The following is a 26,152-nucleotide window of genomic DNA, read 5'->3' on the forward strand; positions in this document are numbered from 1 at the left end:
AGGGGCGCGGCGCCGCTCAGTTCGCGGCGCGTGCCTGCCGTGTCAGCATGCGCCCCGCGCGCGCGAGCACCCGCGCCTCGCTCGCTCCCCGGTACGCGAGCACGCCGTTCACGAACACCCGCTCGATCCCTTCGCTCACGCCCAGCGGCTGGTCGTAGGTCGCGGTGTCGGTGATGGTCTCGGGGTCGAACACCACCACGTCGGCCATCGCGCCGACACGCAGCAGGCCGCGATCCGCGATGCGCAAATTGCGCGCTGTCATGCCCGTCATCTTGTGCACCGCCTGCTCCAGCGTGAAGAGCTTGCGCTGGCGCCAGTAGCGTGCGAACACGCGCGGGAACGCACCCCACAGCCGCGGATGCGGATGGCGGTCATGCGGCAGGCCGTCGCTGCCGATCATGGTGCGCGGGTGGGCGATGACGCGCTCCACATCTTCTTCCTGCATCAGGAAATAGCAGGCACCGCCGGGCTTCAGGCGCAGGCTGGCTTCCTTCTCGGTGGTGCCCCATTCGCGCGCGATGTCGGCGATGAGGCGGCCGGTCATCTCGGGATGGGGCTCGGACCAGGTCAGCAGCACGTCGATCACGCCATCGACCATGTCCTCGCGCAGCACGGTGGAACCGGCGACGTAGGGGTACACGTCCATCGCGATCTCCTGGCGCTGCGACAAGGCGTCGATCAATGGCAGCGTCTCCTTGGTGCGGCCCCAGTTGGCCGGGCTTGCGCATTTGTGGTGCGAGATGATCAAGGGCACGCCGGCCTCGAACGCCGAGTCGCCGGCCTCGTGCATCGCCTCGATGATCTGCTGCATCTCGCTGCGCAGGTGCGTGGCGTACACGCCGCCGTGGCGCGCGACGACGCGCGCGAGCGCGGTGACTTCCTCGGCCGGCGCGGCAAACGCCTCTTCGTAAAACAGGCCCGACGACATGCCGTGCGCGCCCGCGGCCATGCAGTCGTCGAGCAGCGCTTCCATGCGCGCGAGTTCGTCGCCGTCAGCAGGCCGGTCGAGCGCCTGCATCGCCGCGAAGCGCAGCGTGGTGTGGCCCACGAGCGCGGCCACGTTGAGCGCAGGTTGCGTCGCATCGACGGCGGCGCGGTACTCGGCCATGGTCGTGTGCTTGAACGAGTCGGCACCCAGCAGCGTGAGCGGTGGCTTCGACTGCGGCGTGCGGTACGGCGCCAGCGAGATGCCGCAGTTGCCGGTGACCACGGTGGTGATGCCCTGCGACACCTTGGGCAGGCACAACGGATCGCGCAGCACGATGGCGTCGTCGTGCGTGTGCGCGTCGATGAAGCCGGGCGCGATCACCTTGCCGCGGCAGTCGACCACGCCGACGTCCGCGATGTTCAGTCCCTCAGGCAGCCGCGTGCGCAGGCCTTCGCCGAGCGCCACGATGCGGTCGCCCTGCAGCAGCACGTCGCCGGGCCATGAAGGGCCGCCCGAGCCGTCGACCACGAGGCCGCCTTCGAGCAGCGTCGCGGCGTTCTTCTGTGTGTTCATGGATGGATTCGTTGCCTTGCTCAGAAATGAATCACGACCGCATCGCTCACGCGGTAGTCGTTCTCGACCACGGGCATCCAGTGCCACTTGTCGAAGGTGGTGCAGGGGTGCGAGATGCCCAGGCCCACGCGATCGCCGACGACAGGGGCTTGCGCTTCGTCGTTCGCGTCCCAGCGCAGGTAGGCGTGCTGGTCGTTCAGTGCGGTGACCTTCCAGCTGGCGGGCACCGCATGCGACTGCAAGGCACCGCGCGCCGCGTGCGCAATGGGGATCGGCATCGACATGTCGAAAGAAACGTCGCGCTTGCCGACCGAGAGAATCGCCAGGCCCGGCTCGGGTCGCGACTGCACGTTGGCCCAGACCTCCATCGCCGGTCTCAGCCCTTCGCCGCATTCGCACCCCATGCGCTCGTCCGCCACATTCACCATGCGCTTGTAGAAGCCATGGTCGTGCGTGACGTAGCAGCCTGAGCGCAGCAGACCGCGCACCGGCGAACCCAGTGCGGGCTTCAGGCGTCCGGCCACGAGGTCGAAGATGGCCGAGCCGCCGGCCGAGACCAGCACCTCGTCGGTCTCGAAGAGTTGCTGCGTGTCGCAGTGGCGCGCCACGGCTTCGATGCGGTCCATCAGTGCCTTGGCAAAGGCGGTGTCCTGCTCGGTGGACCCGGTGGCATTCAGGCCTTCGTAGCTCTCGATGCCCACCAGCTTCGCGGCGCTGCTGGCATGCACCGCGCTGGCCACGGCGATCGCTTCGTCGTGCGTGCGGCAACCGGTGCGCCCGCCGTCGATGCCGATCTCGAGCATCACCTCGAAGGGCACGCTCGCGGGGTTGCGCCTGGACCAGTCTTTGATGAGCGCCAGCTGCGCGATCGAATCGATCAGGAACACGACGCGCAGGCCGGCATGCGCGCGCAGCAGCATCTGGATGCCCGCGAGGTCTTCGTCGCTCACCACCTGGTTGGCGATGAGCGTGCGACGCACGCCGGCAGCCACGCCGACGGCGAGTTGGGTGACAGTCGCGAAGGTCAGGCCCCACGCACCCGCATTCAACTGGCGCTGGAAGAGCTGCGGCGACATCGTCGTCTTGCCGTGCGGCGCGAGGTCGATGCCCCATTCGCGCACACGCGACTGCATCCACGCGAGGTTGTGTTCCAGCGCCTCGCGCTTGAGCACGGCCAGCGGCAACGGCAGGTCACCGGCCAGCACGTTCCAGCCGGCGGCACCGACTTCACTGCGTCGGCGCGGTGCCTGGGTGCGCGGATAGCCCTTGAAGTTGCTGCCCAGCAGCGGATCGTTGAAGTTGTCGGTCATGGTCATGCGGCGATGTGGGAGAGCAGATCTTTTCGGAGGCAGGCGCGATAGTGGCCCACCGAGATTTCTTCGAGGGCGGGCACGTTCTGCGCGCAAGCCTCGATGGCATGTGGGCAGCGCGTGCGGAACACACAGCCCGAGGGCGGCGAGATCGGGCTGGGGATGTCGCCCTTCAGTGCGATGCGCTCGGTCGCCATCTCGGGATCGGGCTTCGGGCTCGCGGCCAGCAGCGCCTGGGTGTAGGGGTGCGAGGGGCGCGCGAACAGCTCGCCGGTGGTCGCCACTTCCATCACCTTGCCCAGGTACAGCACCACCACGCGGTCGCACAGGTACTCGACCACGTCCAGGTCGTGCGAGATGAAGAGCATCGTCAGCCCCAGGCGCTCGCGCAGGTCGGCCAGCAGATTGATGACCTGCGACTGGATGGACACGTCCAGCGCCGACAGCGGCTCGTCGGCCACGATGAACTCGGGCTCCACGGCCAGCGCGCGTGCGACGCCGATGCGCTGGCGCTGCCCGCCCGAGAACTCGTGCGGGAAGCGGCTCGCATGCTCAGGGCGCAGGCCCACGGTTTCGAGCAGCTCGGCGATGCGCTTGTCGCGCGCCGCGGCGCCCTTGTGCAAGCCGTGCGTGGACAGCGCTTCGCCCAGGATCGCGCTGATGCGCATCTTCGGGTTCAGGCTGGCGTACGGGTCCTGGAAGATGATCTGCAGCTTGCTGCGCAGCTTGCGCATGCGCTCGCCCGAGAGGCCACCGATGTCGTCGCCGCGGTAGAGCACCTGGCCCTCGGTGCGCTCGACCAGGCGCAGCACGGTGCGTCCGATGGTGCTCTTGCCGGAGCCCGACTCGCCGACCAGGCCCAGCGTCTCGCCGGGGTGGATGGCAAACGAGACGTCGTCTACTGCGCGCACGGGGCGGTCGCTGCTGCCGAAGTACTTCTTGAGGCCGCGGACTTCAATGAGGGGGGAAGAAGGAACGGCGGCGGTCATCGTGGGCTTCGGGTATTGGCTCCTTCTCCCGCGAGCGGGAGAAGGCGGGGGATGAGGGTGCTCGTGAAGGACTCGGGCGTCACCCTCACCCCAACCCTCTCCCGCAAGCGGGAGAGGGAGCAAGTCAGGAACAAGGCGCTCGTCATGCGGCTCATGCAGCCCTCGCAAGCGGTTGGTCAGGCTGCACGCGGACGCAGCGCGCCTGCCGGTCCTGGCGGATGTCGATCAGCGGCGGCATGGCACTGCGGCACTCGGGCAGCGCCTGGTCGCAGCGCGGCTCGAAGGCGCAACCGGGCGGTGGTGCCAGCGGACTCGACACCTGCCCACGGATCGCAAACAAGCGCTTGGGCTTCGGCTGCCCAGGAACCCGCGCCTTGCCCGGCAGGCAGGCCAGCAAGCCCTGCGTGTACGGATGCTCAGGCTGCGCGAACAGAGGCCGTACCGGCGCACGCTCGACCACCCGCCCCGAGTACAGCACCACCACATCGTCGGCATGGTGCGCCACCACACCGAGGTTGTGCGTGATGAACAGGATGCTCATGCCCGTCTCGGCCTGCAGCCGGCGCATCAGCTCCAGGATCTGCGCCTGGATGGTCACGTCCAGCGCGGTGGTGGGCTCGTCGGCGATCAGCAGCGTCGGGTCGCAGGCCATCGCCAGCGCGATCATCACGCGCTGGCGCATGCCGCCCGAGAGCTGGTGCGGGTACTCGTGGATGCGTTGGGCAGCGGCGGGAATCTCCACCAGCTCCAGCATGCGCAGCGCATGAGCCAATGCCGCCTTGCGGTCCAGCCCCTTGTGCAGGCGCACGCTCTCGGCAATCTGCTCGCCGATGGTGAACACCGGGTTCAGGCTGGTCATCGGCTCCTGGAAGATCATCGACAGCTGGTTGCCGCGCAGCGAGCGCATCTCGCGTTCGCCGATCTGCAGCAGATCGAGTGTCTTGCCTTCGCGCGTGACGAACGAGGCGCTGCCGCTGACCTGCGCGTTGGCGGTCTTGGGCAAGAGGCGCATCAGCGTGAGGCTGGTGACCGACTTGCCCGAGCCGGACTCGCCCACCAGTGCAGTGGTCTTGCCCGGCTGGATGGCAAAGCTCACATCGGCCACCGAGCGGATCAAGCCGTCTTCGGTCGGGAAGCTCGTACTCAGGTTGGTGACCGTGAGCCGTGGGGTGGTGTTCGTGGTGTTCATCACGAGGTCTTCTTCAACTTGGGGTCCAGCAGGTCGCGCACACCGTCGCCCAGCAGTTGCAGCGACAAGGCCGTGAAGATGATCGCCAGCCCCGGGAACAGCACGACCCAGAAGGCCTGGTGCGCGTACTGCTGGCTGCCCGCGACCATGGTGCCCCAGGTGGGGATCTCGGGTGGCACACCGACGCCCAGGAACGACAGGCCCGCTTCGGCCAGGATCGCGTACGCAAAGATGAACGACACCTGCACGAGGATCGGTGACATCAGGTTCGGCAGGATGTGACGCCACAGGATGCGCGAGGTGCGCACACCCAGGGCCCGCACGGCCTCGACGAACAGCAGCTCGCGCACCACCAGCGTCGAGGCCCGCACCACCCGCGCGACACGCGGCGTGTAGACCAGCACCAGCGCGAGCACGGTGTTCATCAGCGAGGGCCCGAGGATGGCCACCAGCGCGATGGCCAGCAGGATGTCGGGGAAGGACATCATCGCGTCGACCACGCGCATCAGGGGCGTGTCGAGGCGGCGGAAGAAACCGGCCATCAAGCCGAGCACTGTGCCGGCGATGACAGAACCGAGCGCAGTGAGTGCCGCAATGGCCAGCGAGTAGCGCGCGCCGTGCACGATGCGCGCGTACATGTCGCGGCCCAATTCGTCAGTGCCCAGCAGGTGTTCGGCGCTGGGCGCCTTCAGGCGCTGCAGCACTGCTGTGTCGTTGGGATCGGCCGACGCAAACAGCGGCGCACCCACAGCGAGCACGGCAATCACCAGCAGCACCAGGGCGGAGACCATCACGATGCGGCGGTGCATCAGCTGGCGGAGCATTCTTGGCATCTGCACGACTCAGACCTTCACGCGCGGATCGACGACGGCATACAGCAGGTCGATCGAGAAATTGATGAGCACATAGATCGCGGCAATCACGAGCAGCGCACCTTGGATGACGGGGTAGTCGCGCCGCAGCACGGCGTTGACCACGAGGTTGCCCACGCCGGGCAGGCCGAAGACGGTCTCGGTGATGACGGCGCCGCCGATCATGAGAGCGACCGTCAGGCCGATCACGGTGACGATGGGCACCAATGCGTTGCGCAGCGCATGCTTCAAGACGACGGTGCCCTCGCTCAGGCCCTTGGAGCGCGCGGTGCGCACGTAGTCTTCACCGAGCACATCGAGCATCGAGGCGCGCGTGAAGCGGATGATGAGCGCGGAGTTCAGCAGGCCCAGCACGGTGGCCGGCAGCACCAGCGCGTGCAGCCGCTCGGAAAAGGGCGCATCGGGCGCGCCGTAGCCCGACACGGGGAACCAGCCGAAGGACACCGCGAAGATCTGGATCAGCACGATGCCCATCCAGAAGCTGGGGATGCTGGCGCCCAGCATCGCGATGCCGGTGAAGAACTGGTCGACCACGCGCCCGCGGAACACCGCAGAGACGATGCCGCAGGGCACACCGATGAGGGCCGCGATGGCCACGGCCAGCAGGGCCAGCAAGGTGGTGGGCTCGGCGCGCTCCCACAGCGCCTGCGTGACCGGGCGCTGCAGAAAGATCGAGGTGCCCAGGTTGCCCTGCAGCACTTCACGCAGCCAGTAGCCGAACTGCACGGGGAGGGGTTTATCGAGCCCGTAGTCCTTCTGCACGCGGGCGATGTCGGCAGCGGTGGCCTGGTCGCCCAGCAGCACGGAGATCGGGTCGCCCGAGGCGGCGCGGGTGAGCACGAAGACCAGCACGGCGACCAGGGCCAGCACAGTGAGCATGCCGGCGAAGCGCGAGGCAATGAAACGGAACAAGCGCGCCTCCTACTTGATCTTCACATTCCAGAAGAACGGCCAGTTCGTGGGTTGGTAGTTGTCCAGCGCGGGGCTCTTGGCCGAGAGGGCGTTGAACTTGCCGACGCTGATGTACGGCACCTCGTCGTACACCACCTGCTGCACCTTGCCCCACAACGCACCGCGCTTGGCCGGGTCGCTCTCGGTGTTGAAGGCGCTGAGCGAGGCCTTCTTGGCGGGCGAGTCCCACCAACCTGGTGCACCGTCGCCCAGTTGCGGCGGCGACAGCATCGGCTCGGGGAACAGTCCCGAATGGGTGATGAAGATTTCCCACAGGCGCGGATCGTTGCGGCGCTGGGTGAGCGTGGCCCAGTCGACCACGTTGAGATCGACCTTGAAGCCGGCGCGCTTGAGCTGCTCGGCCATCAAGAGCGACATGTTGTAGTGGAAGTCGTACTGGCGGCTGGTGAGCACGCGGATCGGCTCGCCCTTGTAGCCGGCCTTGGCGGCGGCGTCCTTCGCCTTGGTGGCGTTGCGCTGGTTGTACTGGTCGGTGCCCGCCGCCGAGTAGAACGGCGAGCTCTTGGGAAAGTGGTTCGCCTCCGCGATGAAGAAGCGCGTGTCACCGAAGCCGGCCGCGAGCATCTCGCCTTGGCCCATCGCCGTCTGCAGGGCTTGGCGCACGGCCTGGTTGGCGAGCGCGCCCTCCTTGGTGTTGAAGACCACCAGCGGAAAGCCGAACGCGGGCGTGATGATCGGCAGCGTCTTGCCACTGGCCTTCTCCAGACGCGGCAGCGCCTCCACCGGCAGCAGGTCGGCAAAGTCGTACTGGCCCGCGAGTGCACCTTCGACGCGCGTGCTGGCGTTGGGCACGGGCACGAAGCGCAGTTCTTCGATGACCGCTTCGCGCTTGCCGCCATAGCCGCTCGCAGGCTCCTTGCGTGCGCTGTACTTGTCGAAGCGCGTGAGCAGCACGAACTGGTCGGGGCGACGTTCCTTGAACTTGTAGGGGCCGGTGCCGACGAAGTCCTTCAGCGGCGAGGCCATCGATTCCTTGGCCATCATCGCGGCCGTGCCATTGCTGGGCAATGCCAGTTGCGAGAGCAGCGGCGCATACGGCGCCTTCAGCACGATCTCCACGCCCAGCGGGCCCTTGGCTTTCAACGTCTCGATTTCCTTGCTCACGGCCTTGCCGCGTGGCGACTGGTCCATCCAGCGCTGCAGGCTGGCGACCACATCGTCGGCGGTGAGTTCACGGCCGCTGTGCAGCATCACGCCCTTGCGCAGCGTGATCGCGTAGGTCTTGCCGTCGGCGGAGATCTTGGGCATGCCCTCGGCCAGCATCGGCACCACGTTCCACTTGGCATCGAAGGTGTACAGCGTCTCGTACACGTGCTGCATGATGGTTCCGACCAGGTCGGCCGTGGAGGCCATCGGGTCGAGCGTCTGCGGCTCGGCCACCATCGCCAGCGTGGCGAAGTTGCGCGGGCTCTGCGCATGCGCTTGCTGGTGGGGCAGCGTGGTGCACAGCACCGCGAGCAACGAAGCGCCCAGCAGGCTGCGCTTCGACAGACGGGGCAGGCGCTGGACATCAGGACCGGCGTGAGACATGGGGTGTTCCTTCATGGGCGATCGGTGGGCAATGAATTCACTTTTTCAGGCCCGAACTTTGAAGCACAACCCATGCCAAAACATCACCATTTACCCTGATCACTGATCTAACTATTCGAACCCTCCCTTCGAAATTCAATGCCGTTCTCGCGCTGATCCGCTGCTAGATTCCGGTCGAATCTTTTCCCACCGAAAGATGGCGTCCGATCGAATTTGCGAGGATGAAAATGAGCACCAAGAAAGTTCTTGCGGTAGGTTTTCTGTTCGGCTGTGCGTTGCTGACGCATGCGGCGATCACCGGGGTGAACCCCCTCGACACGATCAGGAAGGCCGCCACCAGCATGGCCTCCGCGGCTGCTGAGCTGGTGGCCGATCCGCTGCCGTTGCAGGGCCCTGGCCTCGGCAACCTGACCTACACGCAGGCCGAGCTGTTCAAGCCCATCTCGATGATCAAGGAAGAGGTGGACACCGGTGTCGGCGCAGGCACCGGTGCCGACGTGCCGAAGATCCCCGGTGGCAGCGTGACGCACCCCACGGCCGGGTACACCAAGTACCACTACGGCCAGAACGTGGGCCTCATGATCAACGGCTACTTCCTGACGACGTTCACGCCCGATGGCGGGTTGGGCCCGGGGGGCTTCCTGCTCTACAACGTGTCCGATCCGCGCAACCTCCAGCTCGTGAAGCGCATCTACGAGCCGGATGGCCGCACCAAGGAACTGAGGGAGCCGCATTCCATCGGCATCGCCACCATCGGCGGCAAGCAGTACGTCGCCGTTCCCAGCGTGTTCGGCATCGAGTTCTGGGACTTCACCGACATCAACAACATCCAGCAGGTGAAGAAGCTGGTGCTGCCCAACGTCAACAAGGGCGACTACAACAACGTGAGCTGGCAGCTCTGGTGGCAGGCGCCCTACCTGTACGTGGCGGCGGCGGAGCAGGGCGTGTTCGTCATCGACGCTGCAGACCCCGTGAATGCACAGCTCGCGAACCGCGGCGCCGGCAAGCCCAACCCGATACCGACCGGCGAACTCGGCGGCTTTCGCGTGGGGCCGATCTTCACCATGGGCAACCACATGGTGCTGACGTCCATGACCAACACCAGCGGCTTCGCCAGCCTGGACATTTCGGACCCGCTGAATCCCAAGGTGCTCGACGCCGTCGCTGGCTCTACGGCCAGCTACTACGCCACCTGCTTCGACGGAAAGAAGGTCTACGCCTCCGCACAGGAGAGCGGTGGCAAGATGTTCGGCTACGACCTGAGCGACCGATCGCGCTTCGTGGCCGAGGACAACCGGCTGGTGATCAACCAGCAGCTGTATTGCGGCACGCAGGACAACTTCGTGTTCCAGGGCGCGCAGAACTACATCCACAAGGTCGATGTGAGCAACCCGCTCAACCACGTCGAAGTCGGGCGCGGCGGGCTCTTCGCGACGACGCACCCCGATTTCTCGAGTTCCGACCATGGCCAGGTGTCGCCGTTCGGCAACCTGATCTACGTCGGCAACGACCACGGCTCGGGCAGCGGTTTCATCGTGCATGCGGTGGACCCCGACCTCACCAAGCCCGAAGTGAAGCAGGTCTCGCCCGTGAACGGTGCGAAGCAGCAGGCCCTGACCTCGCGCATCGGCCTGGGCATGACCGACAGCATCCTGCCGGAGAGCGTGAACGCCAACACCTTCATCGTGCGCGCGGTGGGCGGCAACACGCTGGCGGGCACCTACAGCGTGCAATTGGGCATCGTCAACTTCCACCCCGCGCAGCCGCTGCAGCCGGGCACCGCCTACGAGGTGTTCCTGCCCGCCAACGGCCTGAAGGACTACGCGGGCAACGCCATTGCCGCCGACTACCGCTCCACCTTCAACACCGGCAATGCCAACGACATCAACCTGATGCACCACTGGGCGCTCACGGGCAACCTCGGTGACCAGATCAGCGCCAACAACGGCACCGCCGCCACCGGCGACGCCTTCGAGAGCATCGGCCTGAACTTCGCGAACCGCACCACGGGCGTGCAGCTGAAGAACGACTCCGTGTCCACCACGCTGGGCGGCACCGCGTCGCTGAGCTTCTACATGAAGACCACGCAGGCGGGCAGTGGCAGCTCGTGGACCGCGCCCGGCATCTTCGGTCGCGACCAGTCGCCGGGCGTCGACGACGTGTTCTGGGGCTGGCTCGACAGCACCGGCAACATCAAGCTGTCGGTGGGCGACAACGCAGGCACGCGCTCGCAGTCGGCCGTGAACGACGGCAACTGGCACCACATCGTGCTCACGCGCGACGCGGCCTCGGGCGCACAGGCGGTGTACGTCGATGGCGTGAAGACCACGTCGACCGGGCCGACCGGCACCAAGGGCCTGACGACCAAGTTCCAGCTGCTGGGGCAGATCCAGGGCAACACCGCGCTCTTCAAGGGCACGCTGGCCGAGGTGCGCGTGTACGGCCGCGTGCTCGGCGACAGCGACGTGGCGGCGCTGCGCAGCCAGGCCGTGATCGGCGACCCCGGCATCGTGGGCGCACCGAAGATCGTCAACGGCCAGCTGAACTTCAACCCGGCCACGTTGGGCGCCACCGGTGCGCAGTTCCGCTGGAACTTCGGCGACGGCACGCAGAGCGCGTACGCCGCGCAACCCGGCGTCACGCACACCTACAGCAGCCCCGGCCACTACACCGTGACGTTGACGGTGAAGGCCGCGAACGGTCAGGAGACCTTCTACACCTACAACCTCACGGTGATCGCACCCGTCACGGCGGCGGCGCCGACGCACACGACCAACATCGCAGGCGATGCGAACTCGGTGTACTCGGTGAACCCCGACAGCGGCACGGTGGCCGCCATCAACGCCGAGACTTTCGCCAAGCGCTGGGAAGTGCGCGTGGGCGACGAGCCGAAGACGCTGGCCGTGGGCCCCGACGGCCGCATCTGGGTCACGGTGCAGGGCGAAGACAAGCTCGTGGCGCTCAACGCCGCCGACGGCACGCTCTCGACCACTGTGCCGCTGGCCTACGGCAGCGGCCCGTACGGTGTCGTCTTCACGCCCAACGGCACCAAGGGCCTGCTGACGCTGGAAAGCAAGTCGGCGCTGGTCAGCTTCGACCCGACGACCGGCGCCGCCACGGGCACGCTCGCCCTGGAAGGCAGCGTGCGCGGCATCGCGGTCGATGCGACTTCGCAGTCGGCCTACGTGACGCGCTTCAAGTCGAAGATGACGGGCGGGCAGCTGCACAAGGTGAACCTGCAGAGCTTCAGCGGCGCCACGCCGATCGCACTGGCGGTCGACACGACCACGGTCGACACCGAGGCCGCCTCGCGCGGCGTGCCCAACTACCTGAGCCAGGTGGTGATCTCGCCCGACGGCGCGCGTGCGCTGCTGCCTTCGAAGAAGGACAACATCGTGCGCGGCACCTTCCGCGACGGCCTGCCGCTGGAGCATGACAAGACCGTGCGCTCCATCCTGTCGCAGGTGAACCTGCAGACGGCCGCGGAAGTGTTCAGCGAACAGCTCGACTTCAACGACCGTGCCCCCGCACGCGCCGCGCTGTACTCGCCCGCCGGCGACTACATCTTCGTGGCGCAGATGGAAGGCAACCGCGTGGCCATCGTCGATGCCTACAACCGCTCGGTGCGCGGCGAGATCAACGCCAGCAGCGCGCCGCACGGCCTGTACATCGATGCGGCGCGCAAACGGCTGTACGTGAACAACTTCCTGGCGCGCTCGGTGTCGGTGCACGACGTGGCGCAGGTGCTGTCCTCGGAGTCTGCCGCCCCGGCCTTCCTGCAGAACGTCACCACGGTCGCACAGGAGCCGATGGCGGCTGCGGCGCTGCGCGGCAAGCAGGTGTTCTACAACGCGTCCGACCGGCGCATGAGCATGAACAACTACATGTCGTGCGCGAGCTGCCATGCCGATGGCAGCGACGACGGCATGGTGTGGGACTTCACGCAGCGCGGCGAGGGCCTGCGCCGCACCATCAGCCTGCAGGGCCGTCGCGGCACGGGCCACGGCAAGCTGCACTGGACCGCCAACTTCGACGAGGTGCAGGACTTCGAGCACGACATCCGCAATGAGTTCGGCGGCACGGGCTTCCTGACCAACGCCGACTTCTCGGCCACGGGCGACCCGCTCGGCGTGCTGAAGGCGGGCCGCAATGCGCAGCTCGACGATCTCGCGGCGTACCTGAACTCGCTGAACAAGTACATGCGCAGCCCGGCCCGCGCGGCGGACGGCAACCTCAGCGTGGACGCGGTGCGCGGCCAGACCGTGTTCAACACGGCGCAGTGCGCGACCTGCCACACGGCCGGCAGCCTGCGCGACGGGCTGCGGCACGACGTGGGCACGGTCCAGCTCTCGTCGGGCAAGGGCAGCAACCAGCCGCTGGCGGGTGTGGGTTTCGACACACCGACGCTCTACGGCACCTGGAGCAACCCGAGCTTCTTCCACAACGGCCAGAAGGCCACGCTGCAAGACGTGCTCGCGGGCGGCCACGGCAATGCCTCGGGCCTGCCGGCGGCCGACCTGCTGGCGCTGGGCGAGTTCGTGAAGTCGCTCGACACCGCACCGGCGGTCGACACACGCATCCGCTCGGAGGTCAGCAACCTGTGCGTCAACGTGTCGGGCGGCTCCACAGCGAGCGGCGCCACGGTGGTGCAGTGGGCCTGCGGCAACGGCAACAACGAGACCTTCACCGTCAACAGCAGCGGCGGCTACACCCAGTTCGTCGCGAAGCACAGTGGCCTGTGCCTGGCGCAGGGCAACACCAACGCCGGCGGCGGCCCGCTGGTGCAGCTGGCGTGCACGGCGGGCATGGCCACGCAGTGGAGCGTGGTCGGGGCGACGTTGCGCAACCGCGTCTCTTCCGGCGCGTGCCTCGATGTGCCCGGCTCGACCACCACGCAAGGAACAGCGCTGTCCACCTACACCTGCCATGGCGGGGCCAACCAGCGCTGGAGCCAGATTCCCTGAGCGCTTCTGCGCCTTCTCTCTTTTTCTCTCGCTCTCCAAAAAAAGGAAATCACGTGTCGGAACTCCAACTCTCCCTCCCAGGCGGCTATCGGTTCATTCCGGGCGTCCAGCAGTACTCGGCTGGCGTGGCCGCCGAACCTGGGTTTCGCATCGAGCGCGTGCGGTTCCTGGAGCCCCTGCCCCTGAAGCAGGGCTTTCAGCGCATCAAGGAAATCCTGGAGGAGGCCTCGCGTCCGCTGGCCGCCTTCTGCGCGTGCGAACTGCGGTCCCCGGCACCGTTCACCGAACAGGGCTTCGTCGAATTCAACAACCTCTACGTGGGAACGTTGAAAGAATGGGGCATCTTCATCGGCGACCTGAATCCGGTGGCGCGAAGCAACGTGTGCCCCGCGGTGTCGCCGCCGTCGGAGCCCTCGTTCCATGCGTTCAGCTACACCGTGCCCGACGCGGAGGCAGCGGCTTCGTTCGTCGTGGCCGGCAGTGCCGAAGCGCCGGAAGGCAAGGGCCACTACCGCGACCATGCCGTGCGCCTGGGCGACACCTCGCCGCCCGCCATCCTGAAGAAGGCGCAGTGGGTGCTCGACGAAATGGAACGCCGCCTGGCATCGCTGGGCTTCACCTGGGCCAGCACCACGGGCTCGCAGCTGTACACGGTGCACGACATCCATCCCTTCATCGCGGACGAGATCGTCAAGCGCGGTGCGGCGCGTCATGGGCTGACCTGGCACTACAACCGCCCGCCGGTGGTCGATCTCGAGTACGAGATGGACTGCCGCAGCGTCCAGTTCGAACGCGTCGCGGTCTGATCGCGCGCGGGTCGCCACACCCTCTCACCGAGACACCCATGCCCAAAGCTCTGCCGCATCGCCTGGTCGCCACCTGCATCGTCCTGACCTCGTTCCTGGCGTCCGGCCTCGCCGGTGCGCAGAACATCCAGGAGCGCACCTTCAAGTTCGCCTTCGTCAACCAGAAGGAGCATCCGCAGGGCATGGGCGCGCAGCGCTTCTCGGAGATCGTCGAGAAAAAGAGCGGCGGCAAGATGAAGGTGAAGCTCTTTCCTTCGGGCGTGCTGGGGGGCGATGCCTCGGTCATTGCCTCGCTGCAGGGTGGCACGGTGGAAATGACGATGGCGATCCCGGGCCTGCTCTCGGGCATGGCCCGGGAGTTCTCGCTGTTCGACCTGCCGTTCCTGTTCAACAACGAGAAGGAAGCCGACTTCGTGCTCGACGGTCCGGTCGGCCGCAAGCTGCTGGACAAGCTGCCCGAGAAGGGCCTGATCGGCCTCACGTACTTCGAGCACGGCTTTCGCAACGTCACCAACAGCCGGCGACCCATCGCGCGCATGGAAGACCTGCAGGGCCTGAAGCTGCGCGTGATGCAGATCCCCGTGATGATCGATGCCTTCAGCGCGCTGGGTGCCAACCCGTCGCCGCTGCCGCTGCCCGAGGTCTACACCGCGCTGGAGCAACGGGCCGTCGACGGCCAGGAAAATCCGTACTCGCTGGTGGAAGCCTCGAAGTACTACGAGATCCAGAAGTACGGCTCCAACACGCGGCACGCGTTCAACCCCGTCGTGCTGCTGTTCAGCAAGAAGCGGTGGGAGCAGCTGTCGGAAGACGAACGCAAGATCCTCCTCGATGCGGCCCGGGAAACGCAGCCCTTCCAGCGCGCCGCCAACCGCGACGTCAACGCCAAGGCCGCCGAGTTCCTGAAGGGCAAGGGCATGGTGTTGACCGAGTTCCCCGCCGCCGAGCGCGAGCGCCTGCGCGAGAAGCTCGTGCCGGTCACGGACAAGCACGTCAAGCAGATCGACCCAGCGCTGACGAAAGAGCTGTTCTCCGAGCTCGGCAAGGCACGCGGCAGTGCCGCCAGATAGACAACCAACAAACAACCAAGGAATGACGAATGAAGCTGTTGCGTTACGGGCCTGTCGGCCAGGAAAGGCCGGCAATGCTCGACGCGGAAGGCCGTATGCGCGACCTCTCCGCGCACGTGAACGACATCGCCCACGAGGTGTTGCTGCCGTCCGGCCTGGCGCGCCTCGCCGCACTCGACCCGCAAACTCTCCCGCTGGTGGAAGGCACTCCGCGCATCGGCGCCTGCGTGGCCGGCTCGGGCAAGTTCATCTGCATCGGGCTCAACTACTCGGACCACGCGGCCGAGACCGGCGCCACGGTGCCGCCCGAGCCCATCGTTTTCCTGAAGGCCACCTCGGCGATCGGCGGACCGAACGACGTGCTTGAAATTCCGCGCGGCTCCACCAAGACCGATTGGGAGGTGGAGCTGGGCGTGGTGATCGGAAAGACCGCGAAGTACGTGAGCGAAGCGGATGCAATGGCCCACGTCGCGGGCTATTGCCTGATCAACGACGTGTCGGAACGCGCTTTTCAAACTGAGCGCCAGGGCCAGTGGACCAAGGGCAAGTCGGCCGACACCTTCGGACCGATCGGCCCGTGGCTCGTGACGCCCGATGAAGTGCCCGACCCGCAGCAGCTGGACATGTGGCTGGAGGTCAACGGCGTGCGGCGCCAGAGCGGCTCCACGGCCACCATGGTCTACGGCGTGCGTTACCTGATTGCGTACCTCTCGCAGTTCATGAGCCTGCGCCCGGGAGACATCATTTCCACGGGAACCCCGCCCGGCGTGGGCATGGGGTTCAAGCCACCGGTCTACCTGAAGGGTGGCGATGTCGTCACGTTGGGCATCGAAGGGTTGGGCACGCAGCGGCAGGTCGCCACACAGTTCGATTGAAGGGGAGGTGGCAGAGGGCAGCAGCGGGCCGTGATGCGCCTGCTGCTGCTGTGTCAGATCAGCGTGGCGCTCACGCCGCGCTGCACCACAGGCGCGATGCCGGCGTAGAAGAACGCGAGGCTGTCTTCCGGCCCGTTGACGGCACGCCCGCGCACCTTGGCCATCGCGCAGACGCCGACCTGTGCGCTGTCGGGACCGATCACGAGCACGAAGGGGTTGTCGTCGTCACCGCGCAGGTAGCGTCCGCCGAACTCGCGGCGTGCGGTTTCGAAAACATAAGCCGACGCCAGAAAGTGCAGGTCGTCGGGCAAGGGCGCCTGCTGCTGGAAGAAGTCTTCGAGCACCTGGTCGACGAGGACCAGCGAGGCTTCGGAGTAGTCGAGCGCCGCGCCGTCGATCGGCGTGCCGGGTTGCGAAAAAGCGCCGATGAAGTCTTCGGCCTGCGAGGCCATGCCGGCCTCGAGCGTCGACGGCATTTCTATTTCAGGTTCCTTTTTCTTCTTCAGGAAATCGAACAGTCCCATGGTGCGTCTTGGCCTTTCTCTTGTGGATGGAGGAGGCCGCAGGCTAGCGCAGAACGCGCACGCCGCGAAGACGGGGAGTGCTTGTGATCAGGCCTGCACCGCAGCCGACAGCTGCCGCAGCATCACCGACTGCCGCGCCTCTTCGGCATCGCGCAGGCTCTTCGCAGCGCGCGCCGCGACGTAGGTGACGTACAGGGTCTCGACGGCCCGTGCCCATTCGTGCGCCTTCTGCGACACGCCTTCCGCCTTGACCGGCGAGCCGGTGGCCATCGGCGTCGACAGGTCGTCGACCGGATGGGCCGGTACCTCGACGCCGGCCTTCCCGAGGATCACGGCTTTCTGAAGGATGGTGAGCATGGACGGACCTCTCTTTTTTCTTGTTCCAGAGTAACGGCGCCCTTCGCGGGTCGCTATTCGCCAGATGACGTATCCGCCCCTGAATTCAAGGTGAACTTTTGGCCGCATAGGGTTTGCCTGGGCAGCCGAAAGCAGGGCCTGCACAAAGCGCCATCGGCCTTGCGCAATGTCCCTTCGTTCGTTCTGGATGCAAATAATATTTGTTTGCATTCTCAATACAATTGATGCTGATCAGTTGGTACGCAACAACAACAACGCATCCGAGAGCGGCCCTGTTTTTCCTGCCGTTTTCCGTGGAGTTTTTGCATGTTGTTCTCGCGTTGCGGCCGTCGGCCGCGTCCGTCCTTGCTGGCGCTGGCCGCCGCATCTCTTTTTTCTCCCGCCCTGTTCGCCCAGACGCCCGCTGACCAGCAACTGCGCGAGGTCGTCGTCAGCGCGACCGGCTTCGAGCAGGAGCTGAAGGACGCGCCCGCTTCCATTTCGGTCATCACGCGCCAGGAGCTGGAAACGCGCCAGTTCCGCGACCTGGCCGAGGCGCTGCAGAACGTCGAAGGCATCGACGTGGGCGGCTCCACCGGCAAGACCGGGGGCCTGGACATCTCGATCCGCGGCATGCCCAGCGACTACACGCTGATCCTCATCGACGGCCGGCGCCAGAACGTGGCCGGCGACGTGACGCCCAACGGCTTCGGCGCCGCGCACACCAGCTTCATGCCGCCGCTGGCGGCCATCGAGCGCATCGAGGTCATCCGCGGCCCGATGTCGACGCTGTACGGCTCCGACGCCATGGGCGGCGTGGTCAACATCATCACGCGCAAGGTGGCGCGTGAATGGGGCGGCCAGGTCACGATGGAAACCGGCATTCCGCAGGACAGCGACTGGGGTTCGCAGACGCGCTCCAGCGTCTACCTGAGCGGCCCCGTGGCCACCGACCTGCTGGGCCTGACCCTGCGCGGCAACATCTACCGCCGCGAAGCCGCCGACTGGGTGCTGGCACCCGGCCAGGCGCAGCCCGCGACTGCGCGCAACCCCGCGCCCGCCGAGAGCCGCCAGCACAGCGTGGGTGGCCGCCTGATGCTCACGCCCAACCGGCAGCACGACATCTGGCTCGACGTCGAATCGGGCCGCAGCTGGTACGACAACGAAGACGGCCGGCTGGGCACGCGCGACGCCGCCGCGCCCAACCGCACCGGCAACAACCCGCCGGGTTACCAGGACGCGCTGCGCTTCAACCGCGACCAGGTCGCCGTCGGCCACACCGGGCGCCTGGGCTTCGGCACGGTGGAAAGCAGCCTGATGCACACCACCACCGAGACCGTCGGCCGCACGATTCCGGGCGGCGCCATTCCGCGCAATGCCGCGGCCCGCCGCACCGTGTACTGGCTGAGCGAAGCCGACCGCGGCCGCGAACGCGAACTCAAGACCACCAACCTCGTGCTCGACAGCAAGCTCGTCGCGCCCGTGGGTGATGCTCACGTGCTGACCGTCGGCGGCCAGTGGTGGGACGCCAAGCTGGTCGACGGCCTGCTGCCCACCTCGCAGAGCCAGACCATGTGGGCGCTGTTCGCCGAAGACGAATGGCGCCTTGCGCCCGGCCTCACCGCCACGCTGGGCGGTCGCTACGACCACCACAGCGCCTTCGGCGGCCACGTGAGCCCGCGCGGCTACCTGGTCTGGGACGCCACGCCGCAGTGGACCTTCAAGGGCGGCGTCAGCAAGGGCTTCCGCGCGCCGCGCCTGAACCAGCTGATCGACGGCATCAGCGGCGTGAGCGGCCAGGGCGCCACGCTCAACATCGGCAATCCGAACCTCAAGCCCGAGACCAGCACCAGCACCGAGCTGGCGGCGCTGTTCAACAACCAGAAGGGCCTGACCGCCTCGGCGACCCTGTTCCACAACAAGGTGAAGGACAAGATCGCCAGCGGCGGCGACTGCAGCGTGGCGCGCATCTCCAGCTGCGTGGTCGACCCGACCGCCAACTACTCGGTCAACGTCGACCAGGCCAAGACCTGGGGCATGGAACTGAGCAGCCGCGTTCAGCTGACCAAGGCCTGGGGCCTGAAGGCGGGCTACACCTGGACCGACAGCGAAGTGATCGAAGGCGGCGTGAAGAACGGCAAGCTGGCCGACACCGCACGCCACCTGCTGCATGCGCAGGTCGACTGGAACCCCGACGCCAAGTGGCGCTTCTGGCTGCGCGGCGAATACCGCGGCAAGAGCCCGCGCTTCACCGGCGACCCGGCGCGGCTGACGGGCAACAACCTGGCGATCTACCGCGCGGTGGGTGACATCAAGGCGTACCACCTGTTCCACCTCGGCGGCTCTTACCAGGTGTCGAAGAACGTGCGCCTGAACGCCAACGTGAACAACCTGTTCAACAAGGACTTCCGCAAGTTCCAGCAGGTCGACCTGAGCGGCACCTCGGCCTGGGTCAACGAATACTTCCAGGGCGGCGCGTCGGTGGCGGGCACCACGCCGGCCGGACGCACGATCTGGCTGTCGGCGAACGTGACGTTCTGAGATTGACGATGGCCGTGGCGGGCAGTGCGAGCCTCAAGGATTCGCGCGGGCCTGCCACACCAGCGTGGCCGCGCTCAGGTCTTCGAGCGCGCTGCCCACGGCCTTGAACACCGTGCGCTCGGCATCGCCGGTGCGCCCGGGCCGCGCGCCGCGGCACAGCTCGGCGAGCGTGCCCTGCACCGCGTCGGCGCGCAAGGTGCCGGCGGCGATCGCGTCGAGCAGGTCGCCGGCCTTCTGCAGCGCCTCGGGCGTGTCGATGAAGGTGCGCGTGCCGTCGAAACATTGCACATCGGCTTCGCGCATCGCGGGCGTGAAGCTGCCGATCAGGTCGAGGTGCGCGCCCGGCGCAAGCCATTCGCCGCGCACCAGCGGCGTGGTCGCCAGCGTCGCGCAGCTCACGATGTCAGCACTGCGCACGGCCGCTTCGAGGTCGGTGCCGGCCGCTTGTGCATTCCAGCCTTCGGCACGCCATTGCTCGGCCAGCGCCTCGGCGCCTTCGGGCCGGTGGTTCCACACCCACACCTCGTCGATGGGGCGCACGCTCGCGTGCGCGGCGGGCAGCATGCGCGCGATGCGGCCGGTGCCCAGCACCAGCAGCTTGCGCGCATCGGTGCGGGCCAGGAACGAAGCGCCCAGCGCCGATGCGGCTGCCGTGCGGCGCGCCGTGATCTCGTTGCCGTCCATCATCGCCAGCGGCACGCCGGTGCGCGCGTCGTACAGCACGTAGGTCGCGTGCAGCCCGGGCAGGCCGCGCGCGCCGTTGCCCGGAAAGATGTTGATCGTCTTGATGCCCAGAAAGCCCGCGTCGCTCCACGCCGGCATGATCAGCACCGTGCCGCGCGTGGCCGCGTCGCCGCCGGTCTCGATGCTGTGCACGTGGCGCGGCGGCACCTGCGCCTCGGCCGCGAAGGCGGCGCGCAGCGCGGGCACGAGCCGCTCGAAGGTCAGGGGCGTGCCGGTGGTGGCTTCATCGAAATGTTTCATGGGCGGGAAGGCAGCGCCGGAGCGCTGTCGAAGAAGGTGGTGAGGGCTTGTCGGTACGTCGCGGCGAAGCGCGGCGCCGCCATCGGTTCGAGGTGGCCGGCGCCCGGCACCTCGATCAGTTGCTTGGGTTCTTTCGCATCGGCCAGCAGGCGCTGCGAGTGGTGGTGCGGAATCACCGCATCGGCCGTGCCGTGGATCAGCAACAGTGGAATCGGCGCGATGGCCGCGACGAACTTCGAGGCCCCGTAGTCGTCGTGCACCAGCAGGCCGGCGCCCGGCAGCTTGTCGTTGGCGATGGAGCGGTACGAATAGAAGGTCGACTCGATCGCCACCGCCTTCACGCCGGCCCGGTTGCCCGACCCCACGGCCGCGATCGCGTTCGTGCCGCCCAGGCTCTGCCCGAAGACGAACAGCCGCGACGCATCGACATCCGCGCGGGCGCGCACATGGTCGAGCGCGGCGTTCGAATCCTCGAACACGCCGCGGGGTTCGGGCGCGCCGTCCGATTCACCATAGCCGCGGTAGTCGAACACGAACACGTTGTAGTCCTGCGCGGGCAGCCACGCCACGAAGCGCCAGTGGCTGCTCATGTTCTGTGCATTGCCATGGAAGTGCACCACGGTGCCCTTGGCCGCTTTGGGGTCCGGCCGGCCCGCGGCGGGAATGAACCAGCCGCTCAGGCGCGTGCCGTCGGCGCTGGTGAAGTGCACGTTCTCGTAGCGCAGGCCCAGCGCGTCGGGCGTTTCGTAGCGCACGCGGTCGGGGTAATAGAACATCGACTGCACGCAGCCGCCGAGCAGGAAGAGCGGCAGGGCGGCGAAGGGCAGCTGCCACCAGCGACGAGCAGGCGAGGTCGTGGTCATGCCTGCCGGCTTTCGGCGAGCATGTTGCAGAAGAGCGCGCCTTGCTCGATGGCATCGTCCAGCGCCACGTGCGTGTGCGGCAGCCCGGCGTCGAACCAGCGGCGCGGCATTGCGCGCTTGGTGCTGTCGCGGTAGCCGATCTTCAGCAGGGCCATCGCGAAGCTCTTCATGTCGAGCGCCGAATGACTGAACGGGCTCTCGCCCGCAAAGCGCATCAGGTACCAGTAGACGAACAGGAAGTCGAAGCCCGCCGGGTACGCCACGAACACCGGCCGCACCTTCAAACCCTTGAGCCACGCGACGTAGTTCTTCATGGCATGCGTCGGGTCTTGCAGGTCGGTGCGGCACGCGGCCCAGGCCTCGGGCTGGGTCTGCCACCAGGCAGCCGTCTTCGGGTCGGCCTCGGCGCCGGGCAGTGTGTGCAGGTTGGCGCTGAAGGTGGACACCAGCTGCTTGTCGGCCGTGTAGGCGGCCGAGCCGAAGCTGAGCATCGAGTGCGGGCCGGGAATGGGGCCGTCGGTTTCGACGTCGGTGCTGATGTAGATCTCGGTCATGGGCGAAGACTCGTCGCGGGCTCCGCGAGCGCGAAGACATGCAGGTCCAACCACTGCCCCGACGCGTTCTCGATGAGCGCGATCTCCGTGCAGCGCGCCTGCACCGGGCCCAACGCAAGCAGCCGCGCTTGCAGCTCGATGGCGGCCTCCTGCGCATGCAGCGCGTTGCCATGCGCCACCGACAGATGCGGAACGATGTCGTCATGCAGGCCGTCGTACGGCGGGAACTCGGGAAACTCCTTCACCAGCGCACGCGTCATCTCGATGAACGGCGCGGCGGGCTCCGGTGCCAGGTAGGCGGTCTCGGGAAAGCGTCCGACCTTGCCGAGCGCAAAGGAGAACGACGCCGTGAGTTGCAGCACGCGCCGCGCGCGAGCGAGCACCTCGTCGGTAATCAGCGCGGGGTCCATGAAGGGCACGAGCAGCGTGATGTGGGCGGGAACGCCGAGCGCCACGGTGGGATCAAAACGGCGGCGAAGGTCTGCGGCGATGGGTTCGGCTGCGGGAACCTTCACGGCGAATGCGGAGATGGGCATTGGGCGGAGGATAGCCCACGCCCTCAGGGGCGCGCATCGGCTGAAACGCGCGCCCAGTCCAGCCCCATCTTGGCCAGGTACTTGCGCAGCCGGTCCGCATCGTTCACCACGCTGCGCTGCGTCCGCGAGGCCTGGAACAACTGCCGCCCCGCCTCCGACAAGCTGCGCGCCGGCCGGCACACGCGCACCACCGCTTCGAGCTGCAGGCGATCGAACAGGTCGAGCGCGGCGAACTTCTCTTTGCCGAGCAGGGCTTCCAGGTCGACCTCATCGCCCGCCGCCACCGATGCTGTACCCGTGCCCTCGTGCTTCCACAGCCAGCGCAGCCGCGCGATTTCCGCTTCGACCAGCGCGACCGCAATGCGCCCCCCATCGGCCAGCGTCGCGAGCCGCGTCACGCTCGCCGACAGGTCGCGGAAGTTGCCGCGCCAGAGCGCCTCGCTGCTTTGCGCAAAGCGCAGGTAGGCCGTGCGCGCCTCGGCGTTGAAGCGCACCACGCGGTGGTTCTCGGCCGCGTGCAGGGCCAGCAGGTGGTCGAGGTTGGGCTCGATGTCTTCGGGCCGCTGCGCGAGGCCGGGCAGGTCGTAGGTCCAGAGGTTGATGCGCGCGAACAGGTCTTCGCGAAAGCGCCCTTGCGCCACGTCGCGGCGCAGGTCGCGGTGGGTGCCGGCGATGAGCTGGAAGTCGCTCTCCACTTCCTTGTCGGCGCCCACGGGGAAGAAGCGCTTTTCCTCGATGGCCTTGAGCAGCATTGCCTGTTCATCGAGGCCGAGTTCGCCGATCTCGTCGAGAAACAGCGCGCCTTGGTGCGCGGTGCGCAGCAGCCCCGCGCGGTCGCTCGCCGCGCCGGTGAAAGAGCCCTTCTTGTGCCCGAACAGCGTGGACGCCGCGCCGTCGCCGCGCAGCGTGGCGCAGTTCACCTCGACGAACGGCCCCGTCACCTGGTGGCGCGCCTGCTTCAGCTCGAACATGCGGCGCGCCAGGAACGACTTGCCCGCACCCGTCGGCCCCACGAGCAGGATCGGCGCGCGCGAGCGCACGGCCACGCGCTCGATCTCGTCGATGAGCGCGTTGAAGCGCGCATTGCGCGTGGCGATGCCGCTCTTCAAAAATGCGACCGCGTCGCGCTGGTCGGCGTCGAAGCGGCGCGCAATCGGGTCGTAGCGCGACAGGTCAAGGTCGATCAGCGCGACCTTGCCGGCGTCGCCCTGGCGCTGCTTGCGCGGCGGCGAGGTCTGCGCCAGCACGCCCGGCACCACGCGCGATTCCGACAGCAGGAACATGCAGATCTGCGCCACGTGCGTGCCCGTGGTGATGTGCGTCCAGTACTGCTCGCGCTCCGGCTGGAAGGGGTAGGCGCGCGCCCAGTCGTACAGGCGCGTGTAGACCTCGCCGAAGTCCCACGGGTCTTCGAGGTCGAAGGGCACGAGGTTGACCGTGGTCTCGGGCGACACGGCGGCGATGTCGGCCTTCACCACCTCGGCCAGCGCCGTGTGCTTGCGCGTGTGCAGCAGCTCTATGCGCGCGACCACCATGTCGTCGTGCTGCGCCAGCGAGACCGTGGGGCGCCACTTGTTCCAGCGGCCCGCGCCCTGGCCGGCATCGAGCTGGGTGCCGAGGAATCCGATGACGACGATGGGCTTCATGGATAAAAGACTAGCTGAATTTCTAGGAATTATTGGAATGCTAGCAAGAGATCAATGCCGTGTCACACGCAGCGAAGAAGAAATTTCCCTTTCCGGTCAATGACTTGCATCGCCGGCGCCCTGTTTTCTTCCGAGCTGCGAGCAAGTTGGCACGCTCGCTGCAATAGAGAAAGGGTCCGGATGCAGTTCATCCGCTCCCAGGTGCCGCATCCCAGCGGCCCGGTGCCGCAGGCCAGACCTGTTCTTGGGTCCGCGGCATGCCGCTGTTGAACTGCGTTGGTCACTGGACTTGTTCCAGTCTGCTCATGGTGGAGCACTGCGCTAACCACGCGGCGTGGCGGGTTCGATTCCCGCAAACAACCTTCGGCGGTGTTCGCACCGCCGCTTTGATGGGGGCGAAAGCCCCACCGCCCCGGCACACCGGAGCGAGGCGCAGGGCAGGGCCCGGCCGAGCGACACCGTGCCAGTGCAGGCGGCTTGCGCATCGCGCATTCTGCAAGGAACCGCATGCAGCCATCGACGCAGAAGGAGGCGATGGCGCAGCCACCGCACCGACCCGTCGACCGCTGTGTTGCTGACCTCGCAAACCACGGTGCCCGCCGCTTGCCCTTCGTGGGCCCCTATGCCTGATATTGAAACGCAGTCGAACAACAAACGACAACTGCAACGAAGAAGAAGAGAGAGGAAGAAAAAATGCTGGGATTCACCCCATTCACCGTGAAGAAGAACGAGCGCGTGCTGCTGCTGCGCAACGGCGACTTCGAGGGCCTGTACGCCGCCGGCAAGCACCGCGTGTTCACGGGTTTCGACACCGTGCAGCTCGAGCGCTTCTCGCTGGCCGAGCCGGCCTTCGACCACGAGCTGGCCGACTACTTCCTGGCGCGTGAGCCGCAGCTGGTGCAGCGCGAGTTCGTGCAGGTGTCGCTGGGCGAGACCGAGGTCGGCCTGCGCCATGAAGACGGCGTGCTGGTGCAGATCCTGCCGCCCGCCACCCGCAAGCTCTACTGGCGCGGCCTGCGCGAGCAGCGCGTCGACGTGATCGACGTGGCCGCCGATGCACGCCTGCCGGCCGAGCTGCTGGCCAAGCTGCAGAGCGTGGCGCTGCGTCCGCGTGCGGTGCAGGGGCTCGAAGGCGTGCTGCTGGTGCAGGTGCCCGAGTTCCACGCCGGCGTGCTGACCCTCGAAGGCCAGATGCAGGCGCTGCTGCCCCCGGGCAACCACGGCTTCTGGCGCTTCAACCGGCAGGTGGCCGTGACCAGCGTGGACCTGCGTTCGCAGATCGCCGAAGTGAGCGGCCAGGAAATACTCACCCGCGACAAGGTGGGGCTGCGGCTGAACCTGTCGGCAGTGTGGCGTTTCGCCGATGTGCGGCAGGCCCTGGCGCAGATGCCCAAGCCGGCCGAGCATGTGTACCGCGAGCTGCAGTTCGGTCTGCGCGCGGCGGTGGGCGAGCAGACGCTCGACGCCCTGCTGGAGAACAAGTCCGCCATCGACCAGACGGTGCTGGCGCAGGTGCGTGAGCGGCTCGAGGGTTCGGGCCTGGTGCTGGAGAGCGTGGGCGTGAAGGACATCATCCTGCCGGGCGAGATGAAGACCATCCTCGCGCAGGTGGTGGAGGCCGAGAAGTCGGCCCAGGCCAACGTGATCCGCCGCCGCGAGGAAACCGCGGCCACGCGCTCGCTGCTGAACACCGCGAAGGTGATGGAGGGCAACCCCGTCGCCTTGCGCATGAAGGAACTCGAGACGCTGGAACGCGTGGCCGAGCGCATCGACAAGATCTCGGTGATCGGCGGCCTGGACCAGGTGCTCAACGGACTCGTGACGCTGCGGCCGAATGGTTCCTGAGCGACAGAGGAAAGAAAGAGACACGGGCACGCAGGCACAGAAGGGAGCGCCACTGCCAAAAATGTTTGAAATTGCCGGCAGCCTGGGTAAGACCAGGTACGGCGGGCAAGTCGGTTGACGAGCAAGGTTGAGGATGCAGGTGCTGGCTCCGATGACGGGTCTGTCACTGGCGCGCGTTTCCAATCGTCGACTGGGCCGCTGGATTCAAACACCACGGTCGCCGTATTGATGCGGGTTCGAATCCC

At 67.1% G+C, this 26,152-nt stretch carries 20 protein-coding genes; 6 read left to right on the forward strand and 14 right to left on the reverse strand.

What is annotated here, in order from left to right; genetic code table 11:
- Nucleotides 1-16: 16 nt before the first annotated feature.
- The 7 genes from AAG801_RS03230 to AAG801_RS03260 all read right to left on the reverse strand — a co-directional run bounded on the left by AAG801_RS03230 (nt 17) and on the right by AAG801_RS03260 (nt 8,363).
- Nucleotides 17-1,501 carry a D-aminoacylase gene (locus AAG801_RS03230; RefSeq protein ID WP_341887132.1) on the reverse strand — a complete coding sequence of 495 codons (1,485 nt, stop codon included), beginning with the start codon at nt 1,499-1,501 and terminating at the stop codon, nt 17-19.
- A 20-nt stretch (nt 1,502-1,521) separates the two neighbouring features.
- Complete coding sequence (locus AAG801_RS03235) at nt 1,522-2,817, reverse strand: amino acid deaminase (protein ID WP_341887133.1); 1,296 nt, start codon at nt 2,815-2,817, stop codon at nt 1,522-1,524.
- Nucleotides 2,814-3,800, reverse strand: a complete 987-nt coding sequence (locus tag AAG801_RS03240) for an ABC transporter ATP-binding protein (protein ID WP_341887134.1) — start codon at nt 3,798-3,800, stop codon at nt 2,814-2,816. Before AAG801_RS03240 ends, AAG801_RS03235 begins: the two co-directional genes overlap by 4 nt.
- 151 nt (nt 3,801-3,951) lie before the next feature.
- Entirely contained in the window at nt 3,952-4,989 is a 1,038-nt protein-coding gene (locus AAG801_RS03245; RefSeq protein ID WP_341887135.1) for an ABC transporter ATP-binding protein, read from the reverse strand.
- Nucleotides 4,989-5,828 (reverse strand): ABC transporter permease, encoded by an 840-nt coding sequence (locus tag AAG801_RS03250; protein WP_153282130.1) that lies wholly within the window; start codon nt 5,826-5,828, stop codon nt 4,989-4,991. Before AAG801_RS03250 ends, AAG801_RS03245 begins: the two co-directional genes overlap by 1 nt.
- Nucleotides 5,829-5,831: 3 nt before the next feature.
- The gene (locus AAG801_RS03255) at nt 5,832-6,773 is read right to left on the reverse strand and encodes an ABC transporter permease (protein ID WP_341887136.1); all 942 of its coding nucleotides are present in this window, start codon (nt 6,771-6,773) and stop codon (nt 5,832-5,834) included.
- 9 nt (nt 6,774-6,782) lie between these two features.
- Nucleotides 6,783-8,363 carry an ABC transporter substrate-binding protein gene (locus tag AAG801_RS03260; RefSeq protein ID WP_341887137.1) on the reverse strand — a complete coding sequence of 527 codons (1,581 nt, stop codon included), beginning with the start codon at nt 8,361-8,363 and terminating at the stop codon, nt 6,783-6,785.
- Between the two features lie 221 nt (nt 8,364-8,584).
- Here AAG801_RS03260 and AAG801_RS03265 point away from each other — a divergent pair, with 221 nt between their 5' ends.
- From AAG801_RS03265 to AAG801_RS03280, 4 genes are read left to right on the forward strand one after another with little or no spacing between them, the layout of a single operon-like run.
- Nucleotides 8,585-13,327 (forward strand): RICIN domain-containing protein, encoded by a 4,743-nt coding sequence (locus AAG801_RS03265; protein WP_341887138.1) that lies wholly within the window; start codon nt 8,585-8,587, stop codon nt 13,325-13,327.
- Nucleotides 13,328-13,380: 53 nt separating this feature from the next.
- On the forward strand, nt 13,381-14,133 hold the full coding sequence (locus tag AAG801_RS03270) for a hypothetical protein (protein ID WP_319357401.1): 753 nt from the start codon (nt 13,381-13,383) through the stop codon (nt 14,131-14,133).
- A gap of 38 nt (nt 14,134-14,171) precedes the next feature.
- Nucleotides 14,172-15,203: a TRAP transporter substrate-binding protein gene (locus AAG801_RS03275; protein WP_341887139.1), complete on the forward strand. Its 1,032-nt coding sequence runs from the start codon at nt 14,172-14,174 to the stop codon at nt 15,201-15,203.
- Between the two features lie 29 nt (nt 15,204-15,232).
- Nucleotides 15,233-16,078 (forward strand): fumarylacetoacetate hydrolase family protein, encoded by an 846-nt coding sequence (locus AAG801_RS03280; RefSeq protein WP_341887140.1) that lies wholly within the window; start codon nt 15,233-15,235, stop codon nt 16,076-16,078.
- Nucleotides 16,079-16,131: 53 nt separating this feature from the next.
- Here AAG801_RS03280 and AAG801_RS03285 read toward each other — a convergent pair whose 3' ends face one another.
- Together AAG801_RS03285 and AAG801_RS03290 are read right to left on the reverse strand one after the other, a co-directional pair.
- Complete coding sequence (locus AAG801_RS03285) at nt 16,132-16,602, reverse strand: hypothetical protein (RefSeq protein WP_341887141.1); 471 nt, start codon at nt 16,600-16,602, stop codon at nt 16,132-16,134.
- Between the two features lie 87 nt (nt 16,603-16,689).
- Entirely contained in the window at nt 16,690-16,959 is a 270-nt protein-coding gene (locus AAG801_RS03290; protein ID WP_341887142.1) for a hypothetical protein, read from the reverse strand.
- Between the two features lie 306 nt (nt 16,960-17,265).
- On the opposite strand from AAG801_RS03290, the gene AAG801_RS03295 reads away from it, so the two are divergent.
- Nucleotides 17,266-19,479, forward strand: a complete 2,214-nt coding sequence (locus AAG801_RS03295; protein WP_341887143.1) for a TonB-dependent receptor — start codon at nt 17,266-17,268, stop codon at nt 19,477-19,479.
- Nucleotides 19,480-19,512: 33 nt separating this feature from the next.
- Here AAG801_RS03295 and AAG801_RS03300 read toward each other — a convergent pair whose 3' ends face one another.
- The 5 genes from AAG801_RS03300 to rtcR are packed head-to-tail and all read right to left on the reverse strand — an operon-like array spanning nt 19,513 to nt 24,062.
- The gene (locus tag AAG801_RS03300; protein ID WP_341887144.1) at nt 19,513-20,463 is read right to left on the reverse strand and encodes an ornithine cyclodeaminase family protein; all 951 of its coding nucleotides are present in this window, start codon (nt 20,461-20,463) and stop codon (nt 19,513-19,515) included.
- Nucleotides 20,460-21,326 carry an alpha/beta hydrolase gene (locus tag AAG801_RS03305; RefSeq protein ID WP_341887145.1) on the reverse strand — a complete coding sequence of 289 codons (867 nt, stop codon included), beginning with the start codon at nt 21,324-21,326 and terminating at the stop codon, nt 20,460-20,462. The genes AAG801_RS03300 and AAG801_RS03305 overlap by 4 nt, the downstream gene beginning before the upstream one ends.
- Complete coding sequence (locus tag AAG801_RS03310) at nt 21,323-21,880, reverse strand: exonuclease (RefSeq protein WP_341887146.1); 558 nt, start codon at nt 21,878-21,880, stop codon at nt 21,323-21,325. Before AAG801_RS03310 ends, AAG801_RS03305 begins: the two co-directional genes overlap by 4 nt.
- Complete coding sequence (locus AAG801_RS03315) at nt 21,877-22,416, reverse strand: 2'-5' RNA ligase family protein (RefSeq protein WP_341887147.1); 540 nt, start codon at nt 22,414-22,416, stop codon at nt 21,877-21,879. The genes AAG801_RS03310 and AAG801_RS03315 overlap by 4 nt, the downstream gene beginning before the upstream one ends.
- A gap of 23 nt (nt 22,417-22,439) precedes the next feature.
- Entirely contained in the window at nt 22,440-24,062 is a 1,623-nt protein-coding gene (rtcR, locus tag AAG801_RS03320) for an RNA repair transcriptional activator RtcR (protein WP_341887148.1), read from the reverse strand.
- Nucleotides 24,063-24,755: 693 nt separating this feature from the next.
- On the opposite strand from rtcR, the gene AAG801_RS03325 reads away from it, so the two are divergent.
- Nucleotides 24,756-25,907, forward strand: a complete 1,152-nt coding sequence (locus AAG801_RS03325; RefSeq protein WP_341887149.1) for a slipin family protein — start codon at nt 24,756-24,758, stop codon at nt 25,905-25,907.
- Nucleotides 25,908-26,152 lie beyond the last annotated feature (245 nt).

The organism is Variovorax sp. YR752 (assembly GCF_943372545.1).